25 protein-coding genes and 1 tRNA gene are annotated in these 26173 nt (G+C 37.6%); 7 read left to right on the top strand and 19 right to left on the bottom strand.

All coding sequences use genetic code 11. From position 1 onward, the window contains the following. Window positions 1-122 precede the first annotated feature (122 nt). The 10 genes from EA365_10215 to EA365_10260 all read right to left on the bottom strand — a co-directional run bounded on the left by EA365_10215 (window position 123) and on the right by EA365_10260 (window position 8221). Window positions 123-368, bottom strand: a complete 246-nt coding sequence (locus EA365_10215) for a hypothetical protein (GenBank protein TVQ44346.1) — start codon at window positions 366-368, stop codon at window positions 123-125. A gap of 95 nt (window positions 369-463) precedes the next feature. Next, on the bottom strand, window positions 464-1393 hold the full coding sequence (locus tag EA365_10220; protein ID TVQ44347.1) for a glycosyltransferase: 930 nt from the start codon (window positions 1391-1393) through the stop codon (window positions 464-466). Further along, on the bottom strand, window positions 1390-2334 hold the full coding sequence (locus EA365_10225; GenBank protein TVQ44348.1) for a glycosyltransferase: 945 nt from the start codon (window positions 2332-2334) through the stop codon (window positions 1390-1392). The genes EA365_10220 and EA365_10225 overlap by 4 nt, the downstream gene beginning before the upstream one ends. A 1-nt stretch (window position 2335) precedes the next feature. Beyond that, on the bottom strand, window positions 2336-4024 hold the full coding sequence (locus EA365_10230) for a capsule biosynthesis protein (protein TVQ44349.1): 1689 nt from the start codon (window positions 4022-4024) through the stop codon (window positions 2336-2338). A 15-nt stretch (window positions 4025-4039) separates the two neighbouring features. After that, window positions 4040-5131 (bottom strand): glycosyltransferase family 1 protein, encoded by a 1092-nt coding sequence (locus EA365_10235; GenBank protein TVQ44350.1) that lies wholly within the window; start codon window positions 5129-5131, stop codon window positions 4040-4042. After that, entirely contained in the window at window positions 5131-6075 is a 945-nt protein-coding gene (locus EA365_10240) for a hypothetical protein (GenBank protein ID TVQ44351.1), read from the bottom strand. The genes EA365_10235 and EA365_10240 overlap by 1 nt, the downstream gene beginning before the upstream one ends. A 446-nt stretch (window positions 6076-6521) precedes the next feature. Continuing rightward, a tRNA-Glu gene (locus EA365_10245) sits at window positions 6522-6594 on the bottom strand. Between the two features lie 73 nt (window positions 6595-6667). After that, a complete protein-coding gene (locus EA365_10250) occupies window positions 6668-7213 on the bottom strand; it encodes an NYN domain-containing protein (protein TVQ44352.1) in 546 nt (181 codons plus the stop codon). 61 nt (window positions 7214-7274) lie between these two features. Beyond that, window positions 7275-7952 carry an ATP-binding cassette domain-containing protein gene (locus EA365_10255; GenBank protein TVQ44353.1) on the bottom strand — a complete coding sequence of 226 codons (678 nt, stop codon included), beginning with the start codon at window positions 7950-7952 and terminating at the stop codon, window positions 7275-7277. Beyond that, window positions 7952-8221 (bottom strand): hypothetical protein, encoded by a 270-nt coding sequence (locus EA365_10260; protein ID TVQ44354.1) that lies wholly within the window; start codon window positions 8219-8221, stop codon window positions 7952-7954. The genes EA365_10255 and EA365_10260 overlap by 1 nt, the downstream gene beginning before the upstream one ends. A gap of 198 nt (window positions 8222-8419) precedes the next feature. On the opposite strand from EA365_10260, the gene psbD reads away from it, so the two are divergent. From psbD to EA365_10275, 3 genes are all read left to right on the top strand, one after another. After that, entirely contained in the window at window positions 8420-9478 is a 1059-nt protein-coding gene (gene psbD / locus EA365_10265) for a photosystem II D2 protein (photosystem q(a) protein) (GenBank protein TVQ44355.1), read from the top strand. A 99-nt stretch (window positions 9479-9577) separates the two neighbouring features. After that, window positions 9578-10114 carry a thioredoxin family protein gene (locus tag EA365_10270; GenBank protein TVQ44356.1) on the top strand — a complete coding sequence of 179 codons (537 nt, stop codon included), beginning with the start codon at window positions 9578-9580 and terminating at the stop codon, window positions 10112-10114. A 1-nt stretch (window position 10115) separates the two neighbouring features. Beyond that, window positions 10116-10889, top strand: coding sequence for an HAD family hydrolase (locus EA365_10275; protein TVQ44357.1), 774 nt, complete (start codon window positions 10116-10118; stop codon window positions 10887-10889). On the opposite strand, the gene EA365_10280 is transcribed toward EA365_10275, so the two are convergent. The 4 genes from EA365_10280 to EA365_10295 all read right to left on the bottom strand — a co-directional run bounded on the left by EA365_10280 (window position 10863) and on the right by EA365_10295 (window position 14938). After that, window positions 10863-12341, bottom strand: a complete 1479-nt coding sequence (locus EA365_10280; protein TVQ44358.1) for a leucyl aminopeptidase — start codon at window positions 12339-12341, stop codon at window positions 10863-10865. The genes EA365_10275 and EA365_10280 overlap by 27 nt on opposite strands. A gap of 35 nt (window positions 12342-12376) precedes the next feature. Continuing rightward, window positions 12377-13075, bottom strand: coding sequence for a hypothetical protein (locus EA365_10285; GenBank protein ID TVQ44359.1), 699 nt, complete (start codon window positions 13073-13075; stop codon window positions 12377-12379). A 233-nt stretch (window positions 13076-13308) separates the two neighbouring features. Further along, on the bottom strand, window positions 13309-14205 hold the full coding sequence (locus tag EA365_10290; GenBank protein TVQ44360.1) for a hypothetical protein: 897 nt from the start codon (window positions 14203-14205) through the stop codon (window positions 13309-13311). 46 nt (window positions 14206-14251) lie between these two features. Next, window positions 14252-14938 carry a beta-carotene ketolase gene (locus EA365_10295; protein ID TVQ44361.1) on the bottom strand — a complete coding sequence of 229 codons (687 nt, stop codon included), beginning with the start codon at window positions 14936-14938 and terminating at the stop codon, window positions 14252-14254. 256 nt (window positions 14939-15194) lie between these two features. Here EA365_10295 and EA365_10300 point away from each other — a divergent pair, with 256 nt between their 5' ends. Further along, the gene (locus tag EA365_10300) at window positions 15195-17144 is read left to right on the top strand and encodes a diguanylate cyclase (protein TVQ44362.1); all 1950 of its coding nucleotides are present in this window, start codon (window positions 15195-15197) and stop codon (window positions 17142-17144) included. Window position 17145: 1 nt separating this feature from the next. Here the strand turns inward: EA365_10300 and EA365_10305 are convergent, their stop codons facing one another. Then, window positions 17146-18888: an ABC transporter ATP-binding protein gene (locus tag EA365_10305; protein TVQ44363.1), complete on the bottom strand. Its 1743-nt coding sequence runs from the start codon at window positions 18886-18888 to the stop codon at window positions 17146-17148. Between the two features lie 87 nt (window positions 18889-18975). Here EA365_10305 and EA365_10310 point away from each other — a divergent pair, with 87 nt between their 5' ends. Further along, window positions 18976-20397 carry a pyridine nucleotide-disulfide oxidoreductase gene (locus tag EA365_10310; GenBank protein ID TVQ44364.1) on the top strand — a complete coding sequence of 474 codons (1422 nt, stop codon included), beginning with the start codon at window positions 18976-18978 and terminating at the stop codon, window positions 20395-20397. On the opposite strand, the gene EA365_10315 is transcribed toward EA365_10310, so the two are convergent. From EA365_10315 to EA365_10330, 4 genes are all read right to left on the bottom strand, one after another. Further along, window positions 20372-20764 carry a hypothetical protein gene (locus EA365_10315; GenBank protein ID TVQ44365.1) on the bottom strand — a complete coding sequence of 131 codons (393 nt, stop codon included), beginning with the start codon at window positions 20762-20764 and terminating at the stop codon, window positions 20372-20374. The genes EA365_10310 and EA365_10315 overlap by 26 nt on opposite strands. A gap of 122 nt (window positions 20765-20886) precedes the next feature. Then, complete coding sequence (locus EA365_10320) at window positions 20887-20982, bottom strand: photosystem I reaction center subunit XII (GenBank protein ID TVQ44366.1); 96 nt, start codon at window positions 20980-20982, stop codon at window positions 20887-20889. Between the two features lie 408 nt (window positions 20983-21390). Next, on the bottom strand, window positions 21391-22041 hold the full coding sequence (locus tag EA365_10325; protein ID TVQ44367.1) for a uracil phosphoribosyltransferase: 651 nt from the start codon (window positions 22039-22041) through the stop codon (window positions 21391-21393). 6 nt (window positions 22042-22047) lie between these two features. Beyond that, window positions 22048-24084: a recombinase family protein gene (locus EA365_10330; protein TVQ44368.1), complete on the bottom strand. Its 2037-nt coding sequence runs from the start codon at window positions 24082-24084 to the stop codon at window positions 22048-22050. A gap of 19 nt (window positions 24085-24103) precedes the next feature. Here EA365_10330 and EA365_10335 point away from each other — a divergent pair, with 19 nt between their 5' ends. Together EA365_10335 and menB are read left to right on the top strand one after the other, a co-directional pair. Further along, a complete protein-coding gene (locus EA365_10335) occupies window positions 24104-25315 on the top strand; it encodes a proton extrusion protein PcxA (protein TVQ44369.1) in 1212 nt (403 codons plus the stop codon). Window positions 25316-25334: 19 nt separating this feature from the next. After that, complete coding sequence (gene menB, locus EA365_10340) at window positions 25335-26168, top strand: 1,4-dihydroxy-2-naphthoyl-CoA synthase (GenBank protein ID TVQ44370.1); 834 nt, start codon at window positions 25335-25337, stop codon at window positions 26166-26168. Window positions 26169-26173 lie beyond the last annotated feature (5 nt).

Raw genomic sequence — 26173 nt, forward strand, 5'->3', positions numbered from 1 at the left:
CACGTGGCTACGGACCACGGTGTCGGGGGTTCGAATCCCTCCTGGCCCGTTTTTTAGGTATATATGGTGCTAAACCTTTACTTTGAGTTCTGCGATTGCGATCTACTCAATAATCACTTCGGTCAAAAAACACCTTGAAACCCTTTTTCCCGAGGGGCTTTTTGAGCAAAGGTTAGCAGTTTTGTATATCCATTTTTTGCAGCAATCTTTTGAATTAAATAGTCAGAAAAATCAGCTTGCCCTTGTTCGTAGGATCTCAGGGCTTTGAGGCAAAAATCAAAATTTTCAATGTTAAAAGCCGATACAGAGAGAATTGTCTGGAGAGTTGCCTGTCTATCGCTTTTGTCAATTTTAAGACAGGGAGACAAAGTACGTAATACGTCTGAATGTTTTTAGGTTGCATAAAACTAAAATGAGTACCCCTCCTCTTACCTCTTCCATGAATGCCTAATTTTTCAATCTTCTATTCTCTCTTCTCTGTGCGTAGCGCTATATTAGGACAATGTTGTACCAGGTAATAAGGTTTATCTTTGGTATATAGAGGGTCGAGAATACTAATATAACGACTAGTCATAATATTATGCCAATCTCTAGTAATTAGTTGTAAAAATAGGGGCTGATCTGAGTTAAAATGCTTTTGGACTCCTAACCCTCTACGCATAAACAACCAGAGTAATTTTTTGACCTGCCAAAATAAACTTGGTTGAGAGTATTTAGCATAAGTTTCTTGATAAAGTTGCTTATATTTTTCTTGTTTAACTAATAATTGTTGATATTCAGGAGAATCTTTACTTTCTCCCCAGTTACGATAGTGATGAATAGCGATCGCTTTAGTATAGGCTAAATCATAACCTAGAAAGAGGACTTTAGCGGTTAAATCTGGATCTATTCCATAGTCGCGAAATTCTTCAGAAAATCCTCCTACCGCTTTTAAAACTTTGGTGGGCAACATCCCCTGATTAACATTTAAAATACCTATACTAGATACACCCCCAATATAGGGACAATCTGCAAATGGACCTTGTTGATCTTGGGTTTTTAAGGCTACCATACCTAGATTAGGATTATCTTTTAAAATCTCAACCGCTACATCTAAACCCTGATTAACGATAACATTATCATCACTTAACCAACAAACATAGGGAGTATTAATCTTAGCAAAAACATCATTATAAGCTTTAGCTTGACCGAGTTTTTCACCGACAAAAATAGGGATAATTGTTTCAGAAGCGATACTTTCTAAATAGGCTATTGTCCCATCTGTTGAACCTGCGTCGGTGATATAAACTTGATAAGGTGTGGCGGTTTCTGCTTGAATACTATCTATAGCTTTTTGCAGTAAATCTAATCGGTTATAAGTTCCTAAAACTATTGATAATTCTATGTTATTCATAACCAATTTTTCTCCGCAGTGCGATCGCTATCTTGATAATCTAGAGTTATTTTGTCGCGCAATTCTTGCCAATGGGGATGATAATAGATATTGTGCCAACGTTTGAGATAGACATCGCGATCGTAGTCTAACACAGCATTATTACTTTGTCTGACTTCCTCAGAGGGGTCATAATAATGTTCAACAAAAGCCCCGGGACAATCTACAATTTCATAACCATCTAACCACATTTTCAGACACAAATCACTATCTGCCTTATAAAAGATATACTGATTTTCTTCTACCCAACCTACTGTTGCTAAAGCTTCTCTAAGGTACATTCCGTGATTAATAGCTAATTTACCTCCTAGAGAAGTTTGTACATAGTATTGTTGTTCATCGGGCCAATTACGGAAATAAAAAGCGACTCCACCCACTTGACGGTTAGCTTTTTCCATTTCTGCAAACTTATCTAAGCCAAGATTAACCGCATTAGGAAGTAAGAGACAATCATCGCTAATCATCAGGATATACTTACCTTGGGCAATTTTAAAGCCCAAATTCATAAAATAACCCCAACTACGACGTTGGATAGGTTGACCGCGAAATTCACCGCGATTGTGCTGTACAATAGTAATTATATCCTTTTGTTGGATTAACCATTCTAAAGCCCCATCAGTAGATCCGCCATCAATGACGATTATTTCATGGGGCACTTTAATCTGATTATTACGAACACTATCGATCGCTTTTTCTAGGAAATTACGGCGATTATAACTACCAATCACCACAGACACCACCGCTTGACTTGGTCTCTCCATGACAGGTTTAATAAGTTGTTGTTGGGAACGTTGCTGGAAAACTTCCCGGCATTTTTGCCAATCCTCGGGTGATACAGGTGGTTTAGGGGCAAAAACCTGTTTAATCCTCCATTTTAAGCTACCCAAAAGCCCTAGATTCATCCTAATCATCTATTCCTAATTTTTCAGCAGGATAAATAAAGGGAGACTCGGTGAGAATTCCTTCACAGATAACATCTAAACCTGGGTCAACACTAGGTAATAATTGATCTAGATTAGCCACATTAATTCTATAGGGTGGTTTTCCAGGAACAGGCTGCATTAATTTTATAGGTATCATACGTCTAAAAAAGAAATGATAAGCGTATTTGCGCGCCCTCATCAAAGTTTCTGAGGTTAATTTTTGCTTAAGGGGTAAGGTATCGAGAGTAGTAAAATAAGCTTCAGGAGTAGGAGGATCAAGAGTAATTCCCTTTCCTTTAATCCAAGCTTCCCCACCGACGATTACAGGTATCCCAAAGCTAGTTAACTCCACTCCTGTTTTAGTTCCATAGATAATCACCGAGTCACATTGCAACATCGCCGCGTAAGTACTAACGGGACTTTCTGGAGGGATAATAAAGACATTAGGGGGTAATTGAGACCAAACTTTGTTAATTTCGGGTAATAAAGGTTGTCGAGAAGGGAGAGTACCCCGAATTTCAGCCGGGTGAATCCGAATTAATAATTGTAAATCCTGACGTTGAGAAAAATATTTAATCGTTGCTAATACCCAACTCAGCATATTGGGAAAAGCATTAGCCCGATAATGTAATTGTGCATCCCACATAACATTAGTAAGTAAGCCAATGATGGGTTTTGTTAAATCTAAACCTATTTCTTGGGCTATTTTTTCTATCTCTGCGTCGGGTTTTTCGTGAAACCAAATCCAATCACGACTCCCGGACCAACGACTACGAAGATAAGCGATAATTTGTGCTTCCATCGTCTCATTCCAGGGTAAGTCTGACCAAGTTTCTACTGGTTCTGATAACATCGTCTGATGATAAGTGTCGCCATGACTAAAGATAAAGCATTTTTTACGATAAGCTACATTCCAGTTAACTACCCTGACTGGTTGAATATCTCCATGGGGTTGACGACAAACCTCACCAATTATCCCATGGGGTAGATAAATACCATGATTAAAACAAGCTACCTCAAATTGATGTTGTTGTAAGAGATTATTAGTAGCCTGGGCTGTTAATATAGCACCTTCAAAATAACGGCGTACTATTACTTCGCTATGGGGTTCATTTTCCAGATTACCACTAGCAAAATAGCGTAATGCACCAGCGTAGGCGTGTTCCCCAATTTGCCAATTATTTAAGCAATAAGCGGGAATTTCTGTTAGGGGTATAGTTTGGGCGATCGCTTTAGCTTTTTCCTTTTCTGTTTCACTTACCAACTCGCTATAGCGATGAATCTGTAACCCCAAAGGTTCATAAAATTTTCTTCCCGCTTGATAACAATCCTTACATTTAACCGTCTTTAACTGATAATTTTCGATAACCGTTTCAGGAATATCTATTTTTTGTAGATTCAAACAAGCGGGTAAAAATTCATCGCATAATAAAATATGTACTTTAGCCCCTCGCAGAGTCAATGCTACTGCTAAGAGACTTTCTGGTAGAGACATTGGTAAAAGTCCTCCCACAGAAGTAGCAATTAACACATCTGTAGTTGCTTTTTGTTTAGCTTCTTCCCAGAGAGTCGGATTAGTTGTTAATATTCCCTCCCAATCGGGCCAATTAACTACCTTAGTAGGTTCAGGTTTACGAATCAGAGATTTTAATTTAGTCCATAGTGACACGATTTAGTTATCTCCCTAAAGCTGTTGATATGCTTCTAAGGTTAGTTTAGCCGTTTTTTGCCAAGAGAATAGTTTAGCGCGTTCTTTGCCATTTTGGATTAATTCTTGACGCAGAGTGTTATCTTCTACCACTGTAGTTAAAGCTATAGCTAATCCTTCTACAGAATTAGTCTCAAAAAAGATAGCGTTATCTCCTACTACTTCAGGAAGAGAAGACACAGGAGAACAAATCACAGGACAATTACACTCCATCGCTTCTAATAATGGTAACCCAAAACCTTCATAAGAACTAGTATAGACTAAGGCTACGGCTTGTTGATATAATGTTTTTAAGACTGTATCATCTCCAGCTAAATAGCTAAAATTATCTAGTAAATTATGTTCGGCTATAAGAGTTTTTTCTGTACTGGTAAAATCACTTGTTCCCCCAAAACAAATTACTCGAAAGTTATTATTTAAATAATCATTTTGCGCAAAAGCTTTAACTAAAATCTCAAAATTTTTATACTTTGATCTCGTCCCCACGTATAAGAAGTAGGGTTTACCTTTATTTAATTCTGGTAAGGGTTTAGATATAATTTCTCCGATACGTGTAGCCCAAGGAGTCAAGACAATTTTCTTTCTATCTACTGCTAGGATTTCTTCTAAATCTTGTTGGGTATTGAGGGAGTTAACTAAGATTAAATCAGCTTTAGCTACTAGTTCTTTTTTAGCTGCTATTTGGGGTTGAAATCTCGTTAAATCTGAGAGGAACTTTTCCAAAATCATGTCATGAATAGTAATGACTAATTTTTGAGCCTTAACTACCTCTAACAAACTAGTATCATAATAACTAGGATGATATAATTCTTGTTGTTTACTAGTGAGGTTAAATAGTTGCCAACCAATTTGATTAAGTTTAGGTTGATTTCCTCCCGCAAAAGACCAATAACGACTCAATCGCTGTTGAAAGTCACTAATATCATAACCGTCTTTATGCCAACCCCGATACCAACTTATCTCACAATCAGAAAATAGAGATAATTCTCGCATTAACTCCACAAAAATACGAGAAATTCCCCCGAATCTTTGCAGAGTGAACATAGTATGGTCATAGAGGATTTTCATTAACAAGTATATCCTAATTTAGCTAAATCAATCCCAATGATTTGGCTAGTTTTTTGATTACTTTCTTGATAATAAGTCCCTACTGTTTCTTTAACATAGTTTTTAACTTTCTTTTCCACTGAATCATGGATTTTTTTAGGGATAAATGGGTCAGCAACTTCGGCTAGTTTATAATTTATTCTAAAGATTAAACTACTAAGATAAGAATTATTTCTCAGCAAAGATATAGGAGAATTAAGTATTCTTAAGATAGTTAACTTACCTCCCTTTAAACCAACGTTTTTAGTTTCTTCATTATTAATTTCTCGTTCAGATATTTTTAAAAAATTATAGATATTTTTAAAGAAAATGCTTTTATCTTTAATCAGTATTTCTAGAGGTAAAACCAGAACATTTTCTGGAGTAAAAACCTGTTGATATTTCTCGATTAATTCGTCAAATTTAAGGTTTTCTAAATTACCTACAGTAGGATGTTTAGTGATATTTTTATCCCCAGTGTTAATAAACTCTTCGATAGTTAAACTATGTCCCATAATTAACATTTGTCTATAAGCTGAAACTAACATAGACTTTTGTTCTCTAATCATAATTAGTACTTTGGCATTAGGAAACACACAGTGTAATCTTTCTGGTATTTCCCTAGGTAAAGAAGGAGTATAATTAGGAGGAGTGAAGAAAAAACAACCACTTAAAAACTCGTTAGAAAGAACGGGTATAAGTTGTTCATCTATTGTTGTCAAAGGAGGTAGGAAAAAATCAGCAGCAGCTGTTTGGGAAAAAACATCACAATTAATGAATAAATCAGTAGCTTTGTTACAGAGTCCTTCTTGATTTAACCAGGGAACGCAAAAACCAGTATTTTGATTATTAAAAATATCAGCTTGTAGCCAACTTGAAGCGGTTTTAGGATAACCAATATGAATTAGAAGAGGTAAATCACTCATTTAGATGTTCAACAAAGATAGTCATCAATATCTAAACACGCTTATTAAAGGTTTGTCAATGCTTTTGCATTACAAAAAAATGATAACCATACCAGTTATGATCTAGCAGTACGCATCCGGAGTGTTTGACATTTTCAAGTCCTGAAACCTATATTAGGTGGAACGGTGGAACGGTTTTAGGTGCTGTTATTCCTATATATCATACTTTATGAATGCCTCTTGCCTTTTGCCTTCCTCTGCATGAGTGCATGAATGCAAGAGTGCGTAGCGCTATATGTAAGGTAAATGCCGAGAGGGCCTCTGATACAGATCTTCGATGACTAACATAATCATTTTTCCTAAACCTAAATCAGTGCTATATAAGATTTAGAAATCTGGCGCACCATGTGGCGTATCGCTTCGAAATCCTCTTCCTGCACTTCCTATGAGTTTTTTGATATAATTAATACCCCCAAGGGAATTCGAATCCCTGTCGCCTCCGTGAAAGGGAGGTGTCCTAGTCCTCTAGACGATGGGGGCTTGTCTTGCACACCTTTATTAATATAGGCTATTTTAAAAAAGATGTCAAGAGTTTTGCTAAAAATTTTTTTGATTATTTTCCGTGTCTCCATTGAGAGAGTAAAGCTTGAGTTTTCGGATCAAGACTGTTAACTAAAAAACGCCCTTTGGGGTTATTCCTAGGGCGATTTTTTCTTTTTACTTGAGAAGCAGTAGCTTCTACTTCTAGTTTAAATTTTTCTGCGGAAAACCATTCAGCACCATAACCAACCGCAGTTAGTCTCTGGGCTCGATCTGATGTAGCTACAATCAGACGAGGAATGGTAGGAAGATGAGCACGGCTAAAAGCTGCACAAATCCTCTCTATATAGGTGTCTGCTGTTTGAGCAAAAGCAGTATAATAAACCGATACATTTGCTCCATGTTGTTCTTTTTGTTTAGGTGTTCTCTGTAAATGAGAATCAAAGATAATCTCAGTTTTCAAACCCTGGTAAACGCTATAGTCAATGATGATGCCAATTAAATCTTGACGAGCTGATTCTAAACCATCGCGATCGCGTGTTCTCTGGAGATTTTGCCAAGCACCAATGATGTTGTAACCGTCAACTAAGAGCAACGGTTGTCTAGTTGAGTAATTCATAGTATTTGCAGATTATATAATAGTTATTTAAAACTCTGATTCTGCAATCTTAACAAAAATTTTAGGATTCTAGAGCCGTAATTTGGATCATGCGCTGTTTGAGGGGTTGAGGATCGCCTTGAGCGATCACACGACCATCTGCTAGTAAAAAAGCTCCGTCACAATAATCTAATTCTTCGAGACGATGAGTCACCCAAAGAGCAGTCAGACCATGAGTTTTAACTAAATTACGCACTCCGGCGACTAATTCTAACTGTGTATCCCCATCTAATAAAGCGGTAGGCTCATCTAACAGTAAAACTTGACAATGACGAGCGATCGCCCCTGCAATAGCGATACGTTGTTTTTGCCCTCCACTGAGAGCGTAGATAGGGCGAGTTTCTAAGTGTAACAGATTAACTGCAGTGAGAGCCTCCCTTACCCTAGCTTGGGTTTGAGAGATAGATAAATTCTCCTCTACTAACCCAAAAGCGATATCAGCAGCTACAGTAGGCATAACCAACTGATGATCGGGGTTTTGAAAGACAAAACCGAGGGGTTTAATAGTAGCCAACTCTCCGTGATCAGGTGTTAAAAGCCCACCCAACAGACGTAATAAAGTTGATTTGCCACTACCATTATTACCCAACAGCATCCAAAACTCACCTTGAGGAACTTGTAAAGAACAAGAGTCTAACACCTTTGCTCCCTGATACCAACTGAAGCTGAGATTCTTAACTGTTATACCCGGATTTTTCATTATTCTGTTACGGTAGCGAAGAAACCAGCCCCTCTACTAGCGTTAGCTGATCCTGATTTTTCTGACATAATTACCGCACTAATTTGATCGCTTAATATAGCGATGGTTTTATTAGGTTCTTTCTCACAATTAAGTTCAATTACCGTAACCTCAGAACTTTTCATCGCTTCTAGCAATTGTTGGTAAAGAGATTGGGCTACTTCTGCTTCTTTTTTTTGCACAGAAAGAGGTAGGGGGCTATTTTTGAGCATTACATCGATTGTTAACATAGTTTAAAGTAACTCAACAGAGAAATTTTAGCTTTATTTGGTGAAAATTTTGACAATTCTTAAAATTTGGTCTAAGATAAGATAAGTTAAGAAAAGTAAACAATTCTCACAATTGTGATCTATTCTAATCAAAAATAGAAGCTTTGTGAGAGTTATTGCTATCCTATTTGTCCAAAAATAAAACAAGGAAAACACTTTATGACTATAGCAGTTGGACGTGTATCTCAAGAGAGAGGCTGGTTTGACTCAGTCGATGACTGGCTAAAACGCGATCGCTTCGTATTTATCGGTTGGTCGGGAATATTACTCTTCCCCTGTGCTTATATGGCTCTAGGTGGTTGGTTAACCGGAACAACATTTGTGACATCATGGTACACCCACGGTTTAGCAAGCTCCTACCTCGAAGGTTGTAACTTCTTAACCGTAGCGGTATCGACTCCCGCAGACAGCATGGGACATTCTTTATTGTTCCTTTGGGGACCTGAAGCTAACTGGAACTTCACCCGTTGGTGTCAATTAGGAGGATTATGGCCCTTTGTCGCCCTTCACGGCGCATTTGGACTAATCGGCTTCATGTTACGTCAGTTTGAAATCGCTCGTCTAGTAGGTATTCGTCCCTACAACGCGATCGCCTTCAGCGGACCTATCGCCGTATTCGTCAGCGTCTTCTTAATGTACCCTCTAGGACAATCTAGCTGGTTTTTTGCGCCTAGCTTCGGAGTAGCAGGAATCTTCCGCTTTATCCTCTTCTTCCAAGGTTTCCACAACTGGACCTTAAATCCCTTCCACATGATGGGAGTAGCAGGTATCCTCGGTGGAGCATTACTCTGCGCCATTCATGGAGCAACAGTAGAAAACACCTTGTTTGAAGATAGCGATCAAGCTGATACCTTCCGCGCTTTCAGCCCTACTCAAGCAGAAGAAACCTACTCCATGGTAACTGCGAACCGCTTCTGGTCTCAAATCTTTGGTATCGCTTTCTCTAACAAACGCTGGTTACACTTCTTCATGTTGTTTGTCCCAGTAACTGGATTATGGATGAGTGCGGTAGGAGTAGTAGGATTAGGATTAAACCTAAGAGCCTATGACTTCGTATCCCAAGAAATCAGAGCAGCAGAAGATCCCGAGTTTGAAACCTTTTATACCAAAAACATCTTACTAAACGAAGGTCTAAGAGCTTGGATGGCTCCATTTGACCAACCCCACGAACAATTTGTCTTCCCTGAAGAAGTTCTACCTCGTGGTAACGCTCTGTAAAAACACTTTAAATAGTTAAATTAATAGCCCCTAAGTTAGGGGTTATTTTTTTAAGGCTGGTTTGTGAGAAGATTAGATGTGAAGGTTCTCGATTAGCAAATGAATTTAATCAAGTTTTTAATTGTCATCCTCTGTTGTTTTTGTTTGATACAATCACCTGTATCTGCAGGTATCAATGATGATAACTATGATGGGAATATCTATATTCTCTACGCGGGTAATGGTTCTTTAGTACCTCCTCGCTTGACTTTAGCTCAAACTCTAGAAAGGGAAATGCCCGCAGTGCTAGTATTCTACGTAGATGATAGTAGCGATTGCAAACAATATTCTATAGTAGTCTCAAGAATACAAGAATTTTATGGTAGAGCAGCTAGCATCATTCCTGTAACCGTAGATGCCCTACCCCTAAAAGCTAACTATAGTCCCTCTGAACCAGGCTATTATTATCAAGGAGGAGTCCCTCAAACAGTAATACTTGATCAACAAGGTAAAGTAGTCTTCAACGCCCAAGGACAAATACCCTATGAAGAGGTAGATGATGTGCTTAGGAAAGTATTTGATTTACTACCTCGCTCCGAATCGGTACAATTAAAGCGTCGCTCATTTAATGAGTTTAATACCGAATTGACTAATTAATATGTTAATACTTGCTTTAGACTTTGATGGAGTCCTCTGTGATGGGATAGCTGAATATTTTTATAGTAGTAGGCTAGCCTATCAAAAGATTTGGGATAGTTTGGAAATTAACTCTCAACTTGAACCAGCTTTTAGGCGTTTACGCCCTGTTATTGAGACGGGCTGGGAAATGCCGCTGTTACTACGCGCTCTGACTTTGGGTATATCCGAAGCAAGTCTAGTAGAAAATTGGTCAGCAGTAAGTAAAGCAATAGTCACTCAAGAAAATCTAGATAAAGGGGCGATCGCCACGGCTTTAGATCAAGTACGCGATCGCCTAATTGCGTCAGATTTAGACAGTTGGTTAGCTTTACAGCGATTTTATCCTGGAGTAATCCATAAGGTCAAATCTCTACTCCAGGAAAGAGATATAGAGGTCTATATCGTTAGCACCAAAGAAGGACGCTTCATTAAAGCCTTACTAGAGCAAGTAGGAGTACAACTACCTCCTGAGTCAATTATTGGTAAAGAAATCAAACAACCTAAATACCAAACCCTAACCCAGTTGTTAGCTAAACATAACTGTCAACCTAGTCAGCTTTGGTTTGTCGAAGATAGACTCAAAGCCCTAGAATTAGTAGAACAACAGCCTAACTTAGAGGGAGTAGGTTTATTTTTAGCTACTTGGGGGTACAATACCCCCGCGATGCGATCGTCAATAGCTAATCATCCCCGCATTAAACTGTTATCCCTAGAGGAATTTCAGAACTTAACTACCACAAACCCAATTAACTAGGGTACGCACAGGAAAACCCGTTGCCCCTGCATTATCTACTCCATTATCCTTATCAGCCCAAACAGGACCTGCAATATCGAGATGAACCCAGGGAGTTTCCTTAACAAATTGTTTGAGAAATAAAGCTGCGGTAATTGCTCCACCTGCACGAGGTCCTGTATTTTTCAGATCCGCTAGAGGAGATTTTAAGCCATCAAAATAAGCATCTTCTAAAGGCATTTCCCAGAATTTTTCCCCTGCTAAATCTGCTGCTGTCAGGATTTCTTGAGTAATTTCAGGAGCAGTACTCCATAATCCTGAGATATGATCTCCTAAAGCAACTACACAAGCACCTGTGAGGGTAGCTAAATCAACGATCGCATCTACCCCCAATTTTTCTGTATATACCAAGGCATCTGCTAAGGTTAAACGCCCTTCGGCGTCGGTATTATTCACCTCGATAGTTTTACCATTAGAAGCGGTAAGAATATCTCCTGGGTGCATGGCTTTACCACTAATCATATTTTCTGTTACAGCTGTAATAAAATGTACCTCTACATCGGGTTTAAGTGCTCCAATCGCCAAAGCTGCTCCTAGAGTAGCACCTGAACCCCCCATATCCATCTTCATCGTCTCGATACCACTACCTACACCCTTGATATTTAAACCACCTGAATCAAAGGTTAAACCTTTACCAATAATCGCTAATTTCCGTTTAGGAGTACCTTGAGGTTTATAGGTAAGGTGAATAAATTTAGGGGGTAAATCTGAAGCTTTGGCTACCCCTAGAAAACTACCCATACCCAATTCTTCACATTCGGATTGTTCTAAGATTTTTAACTCTAAACCGTATTCTTGAGCTATTGTTGTGGCTTTTTCAGCCATGGTTAAAGGATTAACTATATTAGCTGGCGCTGCTACCAATTCTCGGGCTAAAATCACCCCTGCGCAAATCTGTTGGGCTGTGGCGATCGCTTCTGGTTGTTCTCCTAATCCCAATAAGTCAACTTCGGTTAGTTTGAGATCTTCTGCGGCTTTTTGCTCTGATTTGAAGCGATCATCTTGATGTAGAGTTAAAATTATGCCCTCTGTGATTACTTGGGCGGTTTGAGAAGGGTTATCTTTAACGAATGGTAAACTAATCCCAAGTTTTTTGATTTTCTCTGCTTTAGCTACACGGGCGATCGCTGCTGTGGCTCTTCTGAGAGTATCTAATGTTGCTTTATCTTTTTCCCCAAGACCTACTAAAATCAGTTTACGAATCGGACTTTTAGGGACCATACGAGTCACCGCTGTAGTATTACTCTTTCCTGTAAACTCTGTCTCAGCGATTAACTCTTGAATTCCTCCTGCTAATTTACTATCTAATTGAGCTAATTCTGTAGTCAATTCTGTTTGATTTTCCCATAATCCTATGGCTAAAGCATCTCCAGTCCAATCAAGTTGAGGCGTTGTTGTTGTCTGAATTTGCATCTGTGCTGTTTCCTTTTTTCCCAATAATTTCGTCTTTATTGTAACAATTTAACGATTATTTCGGGAATAGGTTGATTAGTCAAACAATACCAATGACAGGTATATAAATCTGGTTCTTGTACTCGTAAACTCGCTAAAGCAGGGGCTGCAGGAAAGGGCCAAAGTCGATTAAAGATAATCTCTCCGTCTTGGAGACTAAATTGTAACAAATACACCGCACTAGGAGCATCTAAATTACTTAAAAGCTGGTAAGCTAATTGATATAAAGGTTGACGTAATTGATCGGGTAAGTCAACGGGTTGTTCACAGGAATAGGGGATAACACCTTCACCGATAACTTCTCCATAGATAAATCCTTTGCTGGTGACAATCACAGGTAACCAAAAGTCTGAATATCCCGATTTCTCTGTGATGATTCTATACCCTAATTCTGTTGCTACCCACTGACGTAAACCGACTACATTTTTACAACGTTGATATATTCTTTGAGCGGGAAAGACAAATGATTCTGGTAACTCTATAGTTAAAGGACAATAAATAGTCTCTTCTGGTTGAGGAGGTAGAGATTCTGACCATAAGCTAGCAGCTGCCATGATACAAATTTCTGTGTTAATCTTACTACTGTTAATCGCTTTTTTCAGAGAACTAACCATTGTTTCTGTTGCAGGTGAAATAGGTACTATTTTGCCTTCTTCCTGGATTTCTGCATTAATCACAATAATGGTTTTGTTCATTCTCTGTGTTCACTCTCTCTACTATTCTCCCTCTCTTATTTTAAGCTGCTTAAGGGCTTAATTTTACTTAAAATTTAACACACACACATGTTAAGAGGAAAGGAGGAACGGTTTAGGGGTTCGGTATTAGGTAGAACGGTTGAATGGTGTTATTATTCCTATATATTATACTCCGAAGTCTCCCCGTCTCCTCCCTCTCCCCACACGAACCACACTCCCTCCTCTGTTCCCTATTATTTAGCTATCTCTTGGAGGTATTGATTGTACGCACGTCGAATGACATGGCGAGCTACTGTCTGAGTTCCGGTATGTTCCATAATATTAGTACTAGCATCAAGAAAAGCAGCTAGATAGTCTAACTTATCATCGCTTAATTCGACAAAACTGCTGAATTTATTCCCGAGCATTTGTTTATCTAAACCAAATTTTTGAGTTAAGCCATCCATCCATGTACCTACACTATCAAAAGTGCGATCGATAAAATTCTGGGGATCTTGATCCGGTACTAAGTCTTTAATTACTCCTTTAGCAGGGTTATTGTCAAGTACCGATTTTTCTTCTGCATCGGTTTTAGCTTTAATTTTTCTTAAGAAATCAGGACCTAGAGGTAAAACAGCGTCAATACTGACTAAAGCTACCATACGCATTAAGGCTTCATTACGGTAATTTTCTACCACAGTTTGACCAAATTTGAGAGGATTTAGGGTAATTCCGTTCATTTTCATGTAAGCGATCAATTCTGTAGCTAGCTTCATTTTTAAATCGACGCTTTGCACTGTATCAGAAGCGGGAGTGAGTTTACTTATAAAGGGAATAAAACTAAAGGTATCCCCAATTTTATCAGCTAAAGCAGCAGCAGCGATCACTCTATCGGTTTTATCGATGGTTTGATATAACCAAATCGCCGTTTGATAGCCATTTTTTTTATCTTCGTACAATTCTATAGCTGTTTGACGAATCCTGGCGATTTTTTGGGGTTTCTCAATTTTGAGTTCAGACTGAATCATTTGGTCAAAATTAGTAATATTTTCCCATTGACCAGGTACAATAAAATCAAGTGCTTTTAAGACTTTGGTAGTTAGATTATCTTGAGGAAGTTCTTCTAAAAGTTCAACGATTGATTTAGTCATTTTCAGCTAAGATTACTTTTTTCTGAGAATCATTTTACCACTACTATCAAGTATTACTAATTAGATCTGGTAATTTCCACCAGGGTATCTCGGGGTGATCATGATGTTCTTGATGGTAACCAAAATGGTAACAAGTAATTAATGACCAGAACATTGGTAGGTAAGTGCTTGTAACTTGATGATGACGATGCGGTAAAAAAGTACCAAAATAAAATAATTGTAATGAACTCAATAAAGATGGTAAGAAAATAAATAAGACTAGTTGAAGAAGGGCAATTTTGACTAGATAACTTATTAAGCTAAAAATACTTATTAATAACCCTATTCTCCACCAACTCCAATAACCTTTAAAAAAGTGCCAATACCAAGCCCAAAATTGGCTATTTTTGCCATCGTGAAAATCAGGATCTAGTTCAGAAGCTGGATAATGATGATGTAACCAATGCTTTTCCCTGAGTTGATCATAGGCAAAACAAGCATATAATGAAACAGATAATGAACCAATAAAATTATTTAACTTAAGATTACTAGGATAAACTAAACCGTGAATAGCTTCATGACCATTAATAAATAAACCAGTATATAAAAAAGTTTGCCACCAAATCCCTATCACAATTTGTAGTAGATTAAATCGAGAAAGATTACCCCGAAGAAATAATAATAGAGAACCTGACCATAATAAAATAATGATTAGGGCTATGATTATTCCTGAAAATTTATTAAATTGTCTCATATTCTCCCTTATCTACTTTTACCCCTTATCTACCTTGTCTCACCTACATTCTAGCCTTATTGTCAAAAGCTATTTTTGTAAGCTAAATACAACTAAAAGTATTGCCCTAAAAATACTATTAACTTTTTTAAAATTTTATTGACTAATAATAAGATTTTCTATTTATCAGTAATATTTCCTAGATTTCCTAGATAATAAGGTTAACTGGTTTAATAAAACAAAATTAATAAACAACTATAGGTTGTTGCTAATCTTTATGTCTAGTCAACATCTATGTCCTTTTTGCGCTTCACCCCTTCTGTGTCAGATTATAGACGGGAATCTATCTTGGTATTGTCGTCATTGCCATTTAGAGATTCCCTATGGTATTTGTCACGAAATTGGCGATCATAACCATACCCCAGATATTATAGCACAAGTTACTGATGATTCAGCATGGCAACTGCTAGGTAAAACCTGGAAAAAAACGGTGACAGACATCAAAGAAGCTCTTAACGCTGATCGAGTGATGTTATGGAAATACACCAAGACAGGTGAATTAAAAGTTTTAGAAGAAGCTCTCAACCCTGATTATCCTAGCATGAAAGATTGGATGATGGGACATTTTTTCACTAAACAAGAATTAAACGAATTTACGCAAGGAAAACTCCAAATTAATAGTCATATTGAAAATTTATTAGAGTCTTTCTTTGAAGTTAAAGCTAAACTAGTAGCTCCAATCATTTTACCCGATGATCATCACGTTATGCCCAAACTTTGGGGATTATTATTAGTTAATCACTGCGCTAAATCTCATCAATGGGAAGACTCAGAAATAAAACTCCTTTCTATTATCGCTAAACAAATTGGCGTCAATATTGAGCAAGTAGAGAGTTTTTATAAGTTAAAAACAGACTATCAAAAGCTAGAAAACAGTACCTGTGTAGAGCAACTAACAGGTTTAAAAAGTGCTTGTCAACTAGAAGGTTATTTGCAGCAAAAATGGCAAGAAATGACTCAATTAAAGCAACCTTTATCGATAATTATCGGTAAAATAGATGGTTGGGAAAAATATCAACATATTTGGGGAGAACAAGATGAGAAAATTTGTTTTAAACAAATTGCTAGGGTTATTACTAGCACTTGTCAAGAGCAACCAAATTTAATAGTTAAAAATGAAGCCGAAGAATTTATCATTATTCTTCCTAGTCTTGATGGTGTAAAAGCTGTTAAACTAGCCGAAAAAATGCGTCAACAAGTACAAGCTTTACAAATTAAACTTGGTCAAAAAGAATATCTAACCATTAGTTTAGGGATAGCTAGTACAATTCCTCAGAGTGATACTCAAGCAGATACTTTACTACAAGATGCTCAAAACGCCTTAAATAATAGACAAAAACAAAGTAAAAATAGTCTAATTTTTAGTGAGTATAATAACCGAGAAAAACTCATAATTGAACCTGTCAAATCTAGTCCATGGGAAAACCTGAAGACATTTGATCAACTACAGGCTTATATGGCTTATTTTATTAGTAGAGGTAAAACAATTATTAGTCCTGTTTCTGGACCACTTTATTTTAAAGGGTTGGTTTATCAATATCGCGGTTATCATCAAGATTTTATAGCATTTTGGCAACAACTGCGTCAAAGAAAAGATTATTTAGAATTATATCTACAAGGAGATAGATATCGTTTTAAAGACTTTTTAGATGGTTCTTTTTTTATAGGAGAATGTGCCCGCTGTAATCTGCCTATTCCTATTCCTGTAGCTTCAGCTTATGATATTCCTCATTGTGATTTGTGTAATAGTAGTAATCATATCGATGACGAATATTTAGTGAGGGTAATTGCGATAGCTCAACCTTTGACAGAATTATTACAATTACAAAAACTATGTACTGTCAATCGAGTCTTTTTAAGCTGTATTTCTACACCAGAAGCGTTAACTCCTAAATTATGGGAAAATCCCCTAGATTTAATCTTAATTCACAGTCAAATACCTTCTGACTTAGCGAAAAAATGGGCAAAAAAAATCCGCCAAATACCTGCTTTAGTGAAAGTACCTATTGTTGCTCTGAGTAAACAAGCAGGAAATGGGGTAAGTTCTGCTAATTATGAACAAGAATTGGCTAATTATCTACTTAATCCTCTTAATGGTAAACACTTAGCCGAGTACTTGCGAGAATTATCTAAGTATAAACAGGAGTTAAACTGGTTTCCTGCTTAAATCAGCGAGAAAACTGTTGAGCATGGAAACTAGCATAACGTCCTTGTTGGGCTAATAATTGTTGATGAGTACCTTCTTCAATTATACGCCCTTTTTCTAAGACTAAGATGCGGTTAGCGCGTCTAACAGTGGCTAAACGGTGAGCAATGACAAAAACAGTCCGATTATCCATAATGCGCTCTAAAGCTTCTTGTACCAAGGTTTCAGACTCAGAATCTAGAGAAGAAGTAGCCTCATCTAAGATTAAAATACGTGGATTACGGAAAATAGCACGGGCGATCGCCAATCTTTGACGTTGTCCACCAGAAAGATTAACCCCTCTTTCCCCAACATAAGTATAATAATTCTGAGGAAATTCGGAAATAAATCCATGAGCATTAGCGATTTTAGCAGCATATTCTACATCAGCTAAATCGAATTTACTATAACCAAAAGCAATATTATCAGCGATCGTACCTGAAAAAAGAATCGTTTCTTGAGGTACGACTCCTATTTGACTGCGTAAGCTTTCTAGGGTAACCTGGGAAATGTCAATATTATCAACTAAAATTTCACCATCACTAGGGTTATAGAAACGCAAGAGCATATTAATAATAGTCGTTTTACCCGCACCAGAAGAGCCCACTAAAGCGATCATTTCTCCTGGTTCAACGCTAAAATTGAGATTATTTAAAACCCTTTGATGAGAATCATAAGCAAAACTGAGGTTATGATATTTTACCCGACCTTTGATAGGAGGTAGGGTAATTGCTTCTGGTTGATCAAAGACTTGGGGTTGAATCGCGAACAATTCAAAAATGCGATCTACAGAAGCCTCACCCTGTTTAAAATCATTATAATTATTGGTAGTAATCGTAATGGGGTCAATTAGCATAAACACAGCGGTTACATATACAATAAAATCAATTACTGTAAAATCAGTATTGGCTATCAGTAGAGTTGCTAGGAAGAATAAAAGGATTACACTCATTCCCTCTAAAAAACCTACTAGCACCAACTGAAAAGCCTTAAATTTTTCCCTTAACATACTAATCTGACGATTTTCTTCAGCTTCACGCTCAAAACGTCCTATTTCGTACTCATGAGCGTTAAAAGCCTGAATTAATCGCATACCACTAAAAACTTCTGTTAGTAATGAAGATAAATTAGAAGTACTTCCCTGACTACGTCGCGCAAATTTTAATAACTTTGCCCCAAAAACAGTAACCAATAAAGCCATTAAAGGGGCTACAACTAAAACCGCTAGAGTTAAGTTCCAATTCAGGTAAAACATATAAGTCAAGACAGCGATTATTTGTAAAACAGAAGGGATAAATCTGTGGAAAAGTTGGTTAATCACCTCCCCAATGCGATCGACGTCTTCAGTAAGTCGATAGGATAAATCTCCCGTTTTACTCGCAGCAAAATAATCTAGACTCAAACTATGTAAGTGACGATAAACATTAACGCGAAGATCCCTAACGGTTTGGAGAGCAACTTGAGCCATAAATACATCTTGACCATATTGTACCAAAGCTCGAATAAACAGAATTAAGGCCCCAATTCCGGCGACTTGCATCATCCCTTGGATATCTTTATTACCAATATGTTTACTGATATCTCCCACTAACCAAGCTAAAGCTGGCCAACCTAGGGTAAATATAATAGTACAAGCAAACCCCTTGAATAAAGTACCTAATTGAGGACTTATATAAGGAATCAGTAGAAGATAATTAGATTGCTTTTTTTTGAGTTTTTCTGTCATCTAGCTTAAAGAAGATAATCAAGCTTTAGTTAAATGTACCTTATCTTGGTTATAATCAGGAGCAGCAACAGTTAAAATGAGCTTCCAATGGTTGATTATGACCTAGTAGTTATTGGCGGAGGATCGGGAGGACTAGTAGTCGCGAGTGCTGCGAGTCAACTCAAAGCTAAAGTCGCTTTAGTGGAAAAAAACCGCTTAGGGGGAGATTGTCTCTGGTATGGATGTGTACCTAGTAAATCCCTAATCCACGCTTCCCGTGTCGCTTATACAGTTAATCAGAGTCATCGTTTTGGTATTAACAACCCTAACCCTGAGATTAATTTTACTGAGGTTATTAATTACGTTCAAGAAGTTATCTCAACTATTGAACCCCAAGACTCCCCCACTAGATTTGAAAATCTCGGAGTAGAGGTGATCTTTGGTTCGGGGAAATTTATTAACTCTCAAACCTTTGTTGTTAATCAGCGTCAACTCACCGCTAGAGCTTTCGTCATAGCTACTGGTTCACGTCCCGCTATTCCCCCCATTCCTGGACTGGTAGAGGCGGGTTATCTGACTAATGAGGAGGTTTTCTCACTCACTAACCCTCCTTCTTCTTTAGGGATTATTGGGGGAGGTCCAATTGGTTGTGAATTAGGACAAGCTTTGCATCGTCTCGGGATTAAAGTTACTATTATTCAGTCTGATGCACAACTTTTAAGTAAAGAAGAACCCGAAGTAGCTAGAGTTGTTGAAGAACAATTACGCCAAGAGGGTATAACTATCCTTAAAGAAACTCGGGTTAAACGGGTTAATCTGGTTAATGGACAAAAAGAGTTAGTTACTGATTCTACTACTATTACTGTAGATGCTATTCTGGTGGCTACAGGACGTCTCCCTAACCTAGAATCCCTAGATTTACCTAGCGCGGGAGTAGAATTTAACCAAGATGGGATTAAAGTTAATCGGAAATTACAAACCACTAACCGGAAAATTTACGCTTGTGGTGATGTGATTGGAGGTTATCGTTTTACTCATGTAGCTGCTTTAGAAGCTACTGTGGTGATTAAAAATGCTCTGTTTTTACCCTTGAGTAAAATAAACTATCGAGTTATACCTTGGGCGACTTTCACTGATCCTGAAGTAGCTAGGGTTGGTTTAGGTGAACAAGAAGCGCGTCAACTCTATGGTAATGATGTCTATATCTTAAAACATTCATTTGCAGAAGTCGATCGCGCTCAAACCGAAGGGAATACCTCGGGATTTGTTAAGATTATTACTAGGAATAATGGCGAAATTCTCGGAGCACATTTAGTAGGTCCTCAAGCTGGAGAATTAATCGCCGAAATCGTTTTAGCTATGTCTAATGGTTTAAAAATCTCGGCTTTGAGTGGTATTCATATTTACCCTACTTTAGCAGAGGTTAATAGTAAGGTTGCACTTAGTTTGACTAAAGAAAAATATTCTCAAAATTTATTGATACAAAGATTTTTAAAGCATTTATTTACTTGGCTTCGTCGTTTAAATTAGCATCTTCCCTGATTAAGAAAAGACGCAGTTCACTAGGATCTACTTTGACAGTATATCTCTTAATTAAAGATTGAGATTGTTGAGCATCAAAGTAATAGCTAAATTCTTGGTTTAGTTGATTTACTCTGGTTTGGGTGTCTTGAATCTCTGCTTTTACTTCTTGTAATTTAGCTTGTTGGGATAAATAATAAGGAACTAATCTGACTAAACTAGCAGTAGTTATTAAGGTTAAAATAGTATTAACAAATAATTTAGCGCTGACTTCTTTAGCTAAAGCTTTTTGCGCTTGACTTTGTTGATCATAGCTTCTACGTCTTTTTTGCTTGGGTTTTTCGGGAGGTAAGGACCAAGGTTGCTGTGCGTTCATTGTAAGGTAGTTGATGTGTGTGAGAGATTCTAAACAATCTTTTAACCATAGTTAATTAATCTTGTCAAGTTGTTTAAAACATCAACCTTGAGGGAGGGTTGATTAACCCTCCTGGAACTCAATTATTTATATAGTTCGGTAGATAAACGGAAAGCTAAAATTGCGGGAATTAAAGCTACCACTAAAGCAACGTAAACTTGGGTATCTGATATAGCCATGGCTAAACTCCTAATGAAAATATTCTTCTGATACATTTAGGCGATAAAACACGACACAAAGCCGTATTTTACCAGCAATAGCTTTTAAGTATTTCTACTCAAAAGGAGGTATCCCTCAAAGCTAGAAAAACTTTTCTAGCACTTCCTGTTTGACAATTTTACGTCTGGGGAGACGTTGAGAAAGCTTTTTAATAACAAGTCTTGGGCTAAAAGCACTCCCACTTGTTTTAGCGCCTCAAGCACGGTGCAATACCGATCTTTTTAAGACTATCACATTTTAAGGATTTAATCAATAATGTCTTTAAAATGTTTCGTTTTACCGATAAGTAGCTTAAATTTAAGATTAGAGTCAGCTCTATAATTAGCTAATCTTCCCAGCAATCTTGACAAGACGTAACAATTTAGCTATTAAGTGCCAAAAGCGCGATCGCCTGCATCTCCTAACCCAGGAACAATATAACCCCGACTGTTAATCCCTGGATCAATCGTCGCTGTATAAATTTGTAAACTTGGATAAGCTTGACTAAGACTTTGCAGTGCAGGTGGCGAAGCAACTACAGAAACAATACGGATTAAGTCGGGATCAACTCCACGACTAGTGATTTCTGACATCGCTGTCATAATTGAACCTCCTGTGGCTAACATTGGCTCTAAAATTAACACCCTAGTCTCACTCTTAAAAGTATCAGGAAGTTTATTGAGATAACAACTAGGTTGTAGGGTTTCTTCGTCTCTGACTAACCCTAGGTGATAAATAGAAGCTAAGGGTAATAAACTTTGTGCACCTTCTAGGATAGCTAAACCTGCTCGTAAAATGGGGACAACTGCGATGGGAATTTCAGGATTAATCAGGGTAGCTTCCGATTCACTCAGAGGGGTTTCTACGGTAGTTTCTAGGGTGGGTAACCAGTGACGGGTAGCTTCATAGGTTAACCAACGTCCTAATTCATTCATCGCAGTTTTAAATAGTATTGAAGGAGTAGAACGATCGCGCGCTACTGCTAACCAGTGTTTAATTAATGGGTGTTCGGGTACATAAACCCTTAATTGTAAACTCATAATAGTTCATTGTGATATTTTATAAATCAATGGTAACAACGGACCTGACTGTTCTGAACCATTGATATTTAATTCACTATGACATAAATAGATACCCTCGGTTGCTCTTGCTTGTAAATCTTGAAAAATTCTCTCTAGTCTCTCTGTATCTAAGTCTGATTCTGCTTGGGGGTTGGGGGAACGCCAAAATAAGGGGGCACCCCATAACATCGCTGAACCACCTTTACTCCATAAGGGAGATCCTATATCTAACCAAAATTGCCAACGGTGTTGACTACCAAGGGAACGATATTGAAAAATCGTCGCTAGTGTTATCTTACCCTGTTCATTACTAGTTACTAACCTAGGATAGGGGTTAGCGGTGATAGTCTCACTACCTAAGAGTTGCCTAAAATCAGCGATAGTTTCTGTTAAACTTCTTCCTTTAGTTTCATTTTCTCTCAAACGGCGATCGACTTCCCAATAATGTTGTGCTGTTTCTACAAACTTTCTTAAGACTGCTAGTTTCTCGTAGTTGAGATCTTCTCTATTACGAAAGAAATCTGCTATACCTTGATTAATTATCCCGATTGGGGTAATTTTTTCCCTCTCTACCCGTTGCTTTTGTTGACTAATCCAGTTAATTATACCTTCATAACCATAAGTAGCGCGCGCACCGAGACGATCCCAACGGGGAAAAACCTCTATTGGCAATAATTTGGGGTTATCTGGATCTACTTGATAACAATAATCAGCTAGTAAACCTGCTCTGACTGGATCTAGATTAGAGCTGATTACTACTAACATCTCGGCGATCCCGAAGGGATCCGCTTCGCGGCAGGCTTCTGTCTTGATTAAAGTTCCTAAACTCGGATATACTAACCCTAAGAGAGTTAATAAAGCTCTTACCACGGGGGAACTACTCAGGGGACGTTGTTCGTTTAGAGCTTCTACAGGTATCTGATGATGAGATAAGATTTCTATCAAAGTATAACGCCCTATTTCGTCTAAACCTGGTGCTATAACCGCTATTTCTCCTGGTTTTACCCCTTCTTTAGTTACTTTGGTGATAATTATTGCACTGACTTGACGTAATAATTCTGCTCTAGAAGTTGTCTGTATTAGTCGCCAACGCTCAGAAAGTTGATGTTCGTATTTGTCTTCTAAAGATACAATCTCATAGGGAAACTCCCTTTCTAATTTTTCTTGAACACAGCGATCGCTCAAACCTTGTAAATATTCTGGATCTGCATTTAACCCTTGTCTCACCTGACCAGCAGGATTATAAGTAAATATACCTGCTTTACCTTGCTCTAACCAAAATTCTAATAAGTCTCTAGCAATAGCGGGATAATCATCTAAATCATCAGCAAAAATAGCCTCATATTTAGTTAAATATTGGCGATATTCCTGCTGAGGTAATAAATAAGACCAATATAAATCATAAATCAACCCATAGGTTAATAATCCTCTTTCTAAACACCACTGACGCCAATTTAATAACAACTTACCAATTAATTCTGGTTCGATTATTAGAGAGGAGTCAAAACCCTGATTAACTATTTCGGGAATACTCTCTAATGGTGTACCACTAGCTCCCGCTAATTGTAACAAATCTAAGAGACGACGTACTAGACGTGATTCACCCCCCATTAGTTGTTTTTGCTCTAAACTCAGGTAAGGACACCATAATAAAGTCGCTAATTCTTGTTCTGTCTCAGGACGAAGTCTTAAGGGGAATTGAGGTTTTAGCTGTAGGGGTTTTAATAATAAGGGCCAAAATAAGATTAATTGCTCACTAATAAAACCTAGAGGTGTTTTACACAGTACAGGGTAACTACCACCAACAGCGTTAGAGAGTTCCTCGGTTAAATGATTGCGTCGTTCACTATTGCTAGCTAATACTAATGCAGTACTAGTCAATGGTTTTAAACGACTTTGAGGTGAGTTTTTGCTAGAATCATAAGCTAGTTTCTTATTTACCCAATTTTGGAATTCTTTGACTAAGCGCGTAGTTTTACCACTGCGACTTGTTCCACTAATCCACAGACAAGAATCAGACATTGTTCACTAATTAATTTCTATGCAATTTCCCAATGTTATTAATAATACTAGACAATGGTTGGCTAATAAACCCTATCGAGCTTTAGAGGAAGCTTACCAGTCTATTTTAATCGTTAAAGCAATCGAATCGGATCATTTTAATAATAAAAAAGTTTCTCATAACTCTAGTAATTATAGTGAGAGTGTTTTACGTTATTTTGATAAGGAGATTAAGCGTCATCTCAATTTTGCTCAAGTTCGTCTGAATGAATTCCAAATGAGCAAAGCTTTTAGTAAAATTAATAACGCTAAACAAGATCCTGATAATTACGAAGTTTTAGAAAAACTTAAATTAATTGACTATTACCTCCTCCGCTATCGGGGAATATCTCCTCTTAATCTTAACACAAGTTTAACGGTAATTAAACCAAAATTTGAATCAAAAGCTAATCAAACTAGTGTTCTACCACGTTCTTTTTTAACAACTTTAAAAAGACTGAAACAACAAATAGATCCTCAGTCAGAACAAACCGAAGAACAAGTCTTAAATAAATTCCGTAGCTCTCGTTACAAAGCTTATATATCGGTTAGATTCTTTTTGCTTTTAATTATTATTCCCTTATTGACTCATCAAATTACTAAACAGTTCTTTATTTACCCTCTAGTAGAAAGATATAGTGTCAATCATGAAGAAGTATTGTTTCTTAATTATGAATACGAGGAAGAAGCCTTTAGAGAGTTGCAAACCTATGAAGAAAGACTACATTTTCAAGAACTGATGGGGACAAGAAGCAAACTATCAGAAGAACAAAAAGAAGAACTCTTAGAAATAAAAGCCCAAGAAATCGCTAGAGAATATCAAAATAAAGGTACGAATGCTTTAGCTAATGTTTTTGCTGATCTTTGTTCTTTGATTGCGTTTATTTTAATGTTAGTGACTAGTAAAAAAGATATAGCGGTTGTTAAATCTTTTATGGATGATGTTGTTTATGGATTAAGTGACTCAGCTAAAGCCTTCTTAATTATTCTCTTAACAGATATTTTTGTTGGTTACCACTCTCCCCATGGTTGGGAAATAGTTTTAGAAAGAATCGCTGAACATCTAGGTTTACCGGAAAATCGCGAATTTAACTACTTGTTTATCGCTACCTTTCCCGTTATTTTAGATACTATCCTCAAATATTGGATCTTCCGCTATTTAAATCGTATTTCTCCTTCAGCGGTGGCAACTTATCGTAATATGAACGAATAAAGGATAATTGTAAAAATCTATGACAACACAATGGCAGATAGTTAAAACCTACGCAGACATACTCTATCATAAACAAGATGGTATCGCCAAAATCACCATCAATCGTCCCGAAAAAAGAAACGCCTTTAGACCAAAAACCGTTTGGGAACTCTATGACGCTTTTTGTGACGCTAGAGAAGACCAAAGCATAGGAGTAGTATTATTAACTGGCGCAGGTCCACACACCGACGGTAAATACGCCTTTTGTTCGGGAGGAGATCAAAGCGTTAGGGGAACAGGTGGATATATCGACGAAGAGGGAACACCTCGTCTCAACGTGTTAGATTTACAACGCTTAATTAGATCCATCCCTAAAGTAGTTATCGCCTTAGTCGCGGGTTACGCCATTGGTGGAGGTCACGTCTTACACTTGATTTGTGATTTGACCATTGCTGCAGATAACGCTATTTTCGGTCAAACAGGACCAAAAGTGGGTAGCTTTGATGGTGGTTTTGGGGCGAGTTATTTAGCGAGAATAGTAGGACAAAAAAAAGCGAGGGAAATTTGGTTTCTCTGTCGTCAATATAACGCCCAAGAGGCTTTAGCTATGGGTTTAGTTAATACCGTTGTCCCCGTAGAACAACTAGAAAGCGAGGGAATTAATTGGGCTAAAGAAATACTTAGCAAAAGTCCCATCGCTATCCGTTGTCTCAAAGCAGCTTTTAACGCCGATTGTGATGGTCAAGCAGGTTTACAAGAGTTAGCAGGTAACGCTACTCTACTCTATTATATGACCGCAGAAGGTGCAGAAGGTAAACAAGCTTTTCTGGAAAAACGTCCCCCAGATTTTCGTCAATATCCTTGGCTTCCTTAGCTGCT

The organism is Gloeocapsa sp. DLM2.Bin57, assembly GCA_007693955.1.
GTDB lineage: Bacteria > Cyanobacteriota > Cyanobacteriia > Cyanobacteriales > Gloeocapsaceae > Gloeocapsa.

Excerpts from the sequence above, each read along its gene's own strand:
- EA365_10260 (TVQ44354.1), bottom strand. The coding sequence starts at position 8,221 with ATGTTAACAATCGATGTAATGCTCAAAAATAGCCCCCTACCTCTTTCT.
- EA365_10285 (TVQ44359.1), bottom strand. The coding sequence starts at position 13,075 with ATGAACAAAACCATTATTGTGATTAATGCAGAAATCCAGGAAGAAGGC.
- psbD (TVQ44355.1), top strand. The coding sequence starts at position 8,420 with ATGACTATAGCAGTTGGACGTGTATCTCAAGAGAGAGGCTGGTTTGAC.
- EA365_10270 (TVQ44356.1), top strand. The coding sequence starts at position 9,578 with ATGAATTTAATCAAGTTTTTAATTGTCATCCTCTGTTGTTTTTGTTTG.
- EA365_10220 (TVQ44347.1), bottom strand. The coding sequence starts at position 1,393 with ATGAATAACATAGAATTATCAATAGTTTTAGGAACTTATAACCGATTA.
- EA365_10335 (TVQ44369.1), top strand. The coding sequence starts at position 24,104 with ATGCAATTTCCCAATGTTATTAATAATACTAGACAATGGTTGGCTAAT.
- EA365_10255 (TVQ44353.1), bottom strand. The coding sequence starts at position 7,952 with ATGAAAAATCCGGGTATAACAGTTAAGAATCTCAGCTTCAGTTGGTAT.
- EA365_10315 (TVQ44365.1), bottom strand. The coding sequence starts at position 20,764 with ATGAACGCACAGCAACCTTGGTCCTTACCTCCCGAAAAACCCAAGCAA.
- EA365_10275 (TVQ44357.1), top strand. The coding sequence starts at position 10,116 with ATGTTAATACTTGCTTTAGACTTTGATGGAGTCCTCTGTGATGGGATA.
- EA365_10240 (TVQ44351.1), bottom strand. The coding sequence starts at position 6,075 with ATGAGTGATTTACCTCTTCTAATTCATATTGGTTATCCTAAAACCGCT.
- EA365_10305 (TVQ44363.1), bottom strand. The coding sequence starts at position 18,888 with ATGACAGAAAAACTCAAAAAAAAGCAATCTAATTATCTTCTACTGATT.
- menB (TVQ44370.1), top strand. The coding sequence starts at position 25,335 with ATGACAACACAATGGCAGATAGTTAAAACCTACGCAGACATACTCTAT.
- EA365_10295 (TVQ44361.1), bottom strand. The coding sequence starts at position 14,938 with ATGAGACAATTTAATAAATTTTCAGGAATAATCATAGCCCTAATCATT.
- EA365_10300 (TVQ44362.1), top strand. The coding sequence starts at position 15,195 with ATGTCTAGTCAACATCTATGTCCTTTTTGCGCTTCACCCCTTCTGTGT.
- EA365_10235 (TVQ44350.1), bottom strand. The coding sequence starts at position 5,131 with ATGAAAATCCTCTATGACCATACTATGTTCACTCTGCAAAGATTCGGG.
- EA365_10225 (TVQ44348.1), bottom strand. The coding sequence starts at position 2,334 with ATGAATCTAGGGCTTTTGGGTAGCTTAAAATGGAGGATTAAACAGGTT.
- EA365_10250 (TVQ44352.1), bottom strand. The coding sequence starts at position 7,213 with ATGAATTACTCAACTAGACAACCGTTGCTCTTAGTTGACGGTTACAAC.
- EA365_10290 (TVQ44360.1), bottom strand. The coding sequence starts at position 14,205 with ATGACTAAATCAATCGTTGAACTTTTAGAAGAACTTCCTCAAGATAAT.
- EA365_10280 (TVQ44358.1), bottom strand. The coding sequence starts at position 12,341 with ATGCAAATTCAGACAACAACAACGCCTCAACTTGATTGGACTGGAGAT.
- EA365_10310 (TVQ44364.1), top strand. The coding sequence starts at position 18,976 with ATGGTTGATTATGACCTAGTAGTTATTGGCGGAGGATCGGGAGGACTA.
- EA365_10325 (TVQ44367.1), bottom strand. The coding sequence starts at position 22,041 with ATGAGTTTACAATTAAGGGTTTATGTACCCGAACACCCATTAATTAAA.
- EA365_10330 (TVQ44368.1), bottom strand. The coding sequence starts at position 24,084 with ATGTCTGATTCTTGTCTGTGGATTAGTGGAACAAGTCGCAGTGGTAAA.
- EA365_10320 (TVQ44366.1), bottom strand. The coding sequence starts at position 20,982 with ATGGCTATATCAGATACCCAAGTTTACGTTGCTTTAGTGGTAGCTTTA.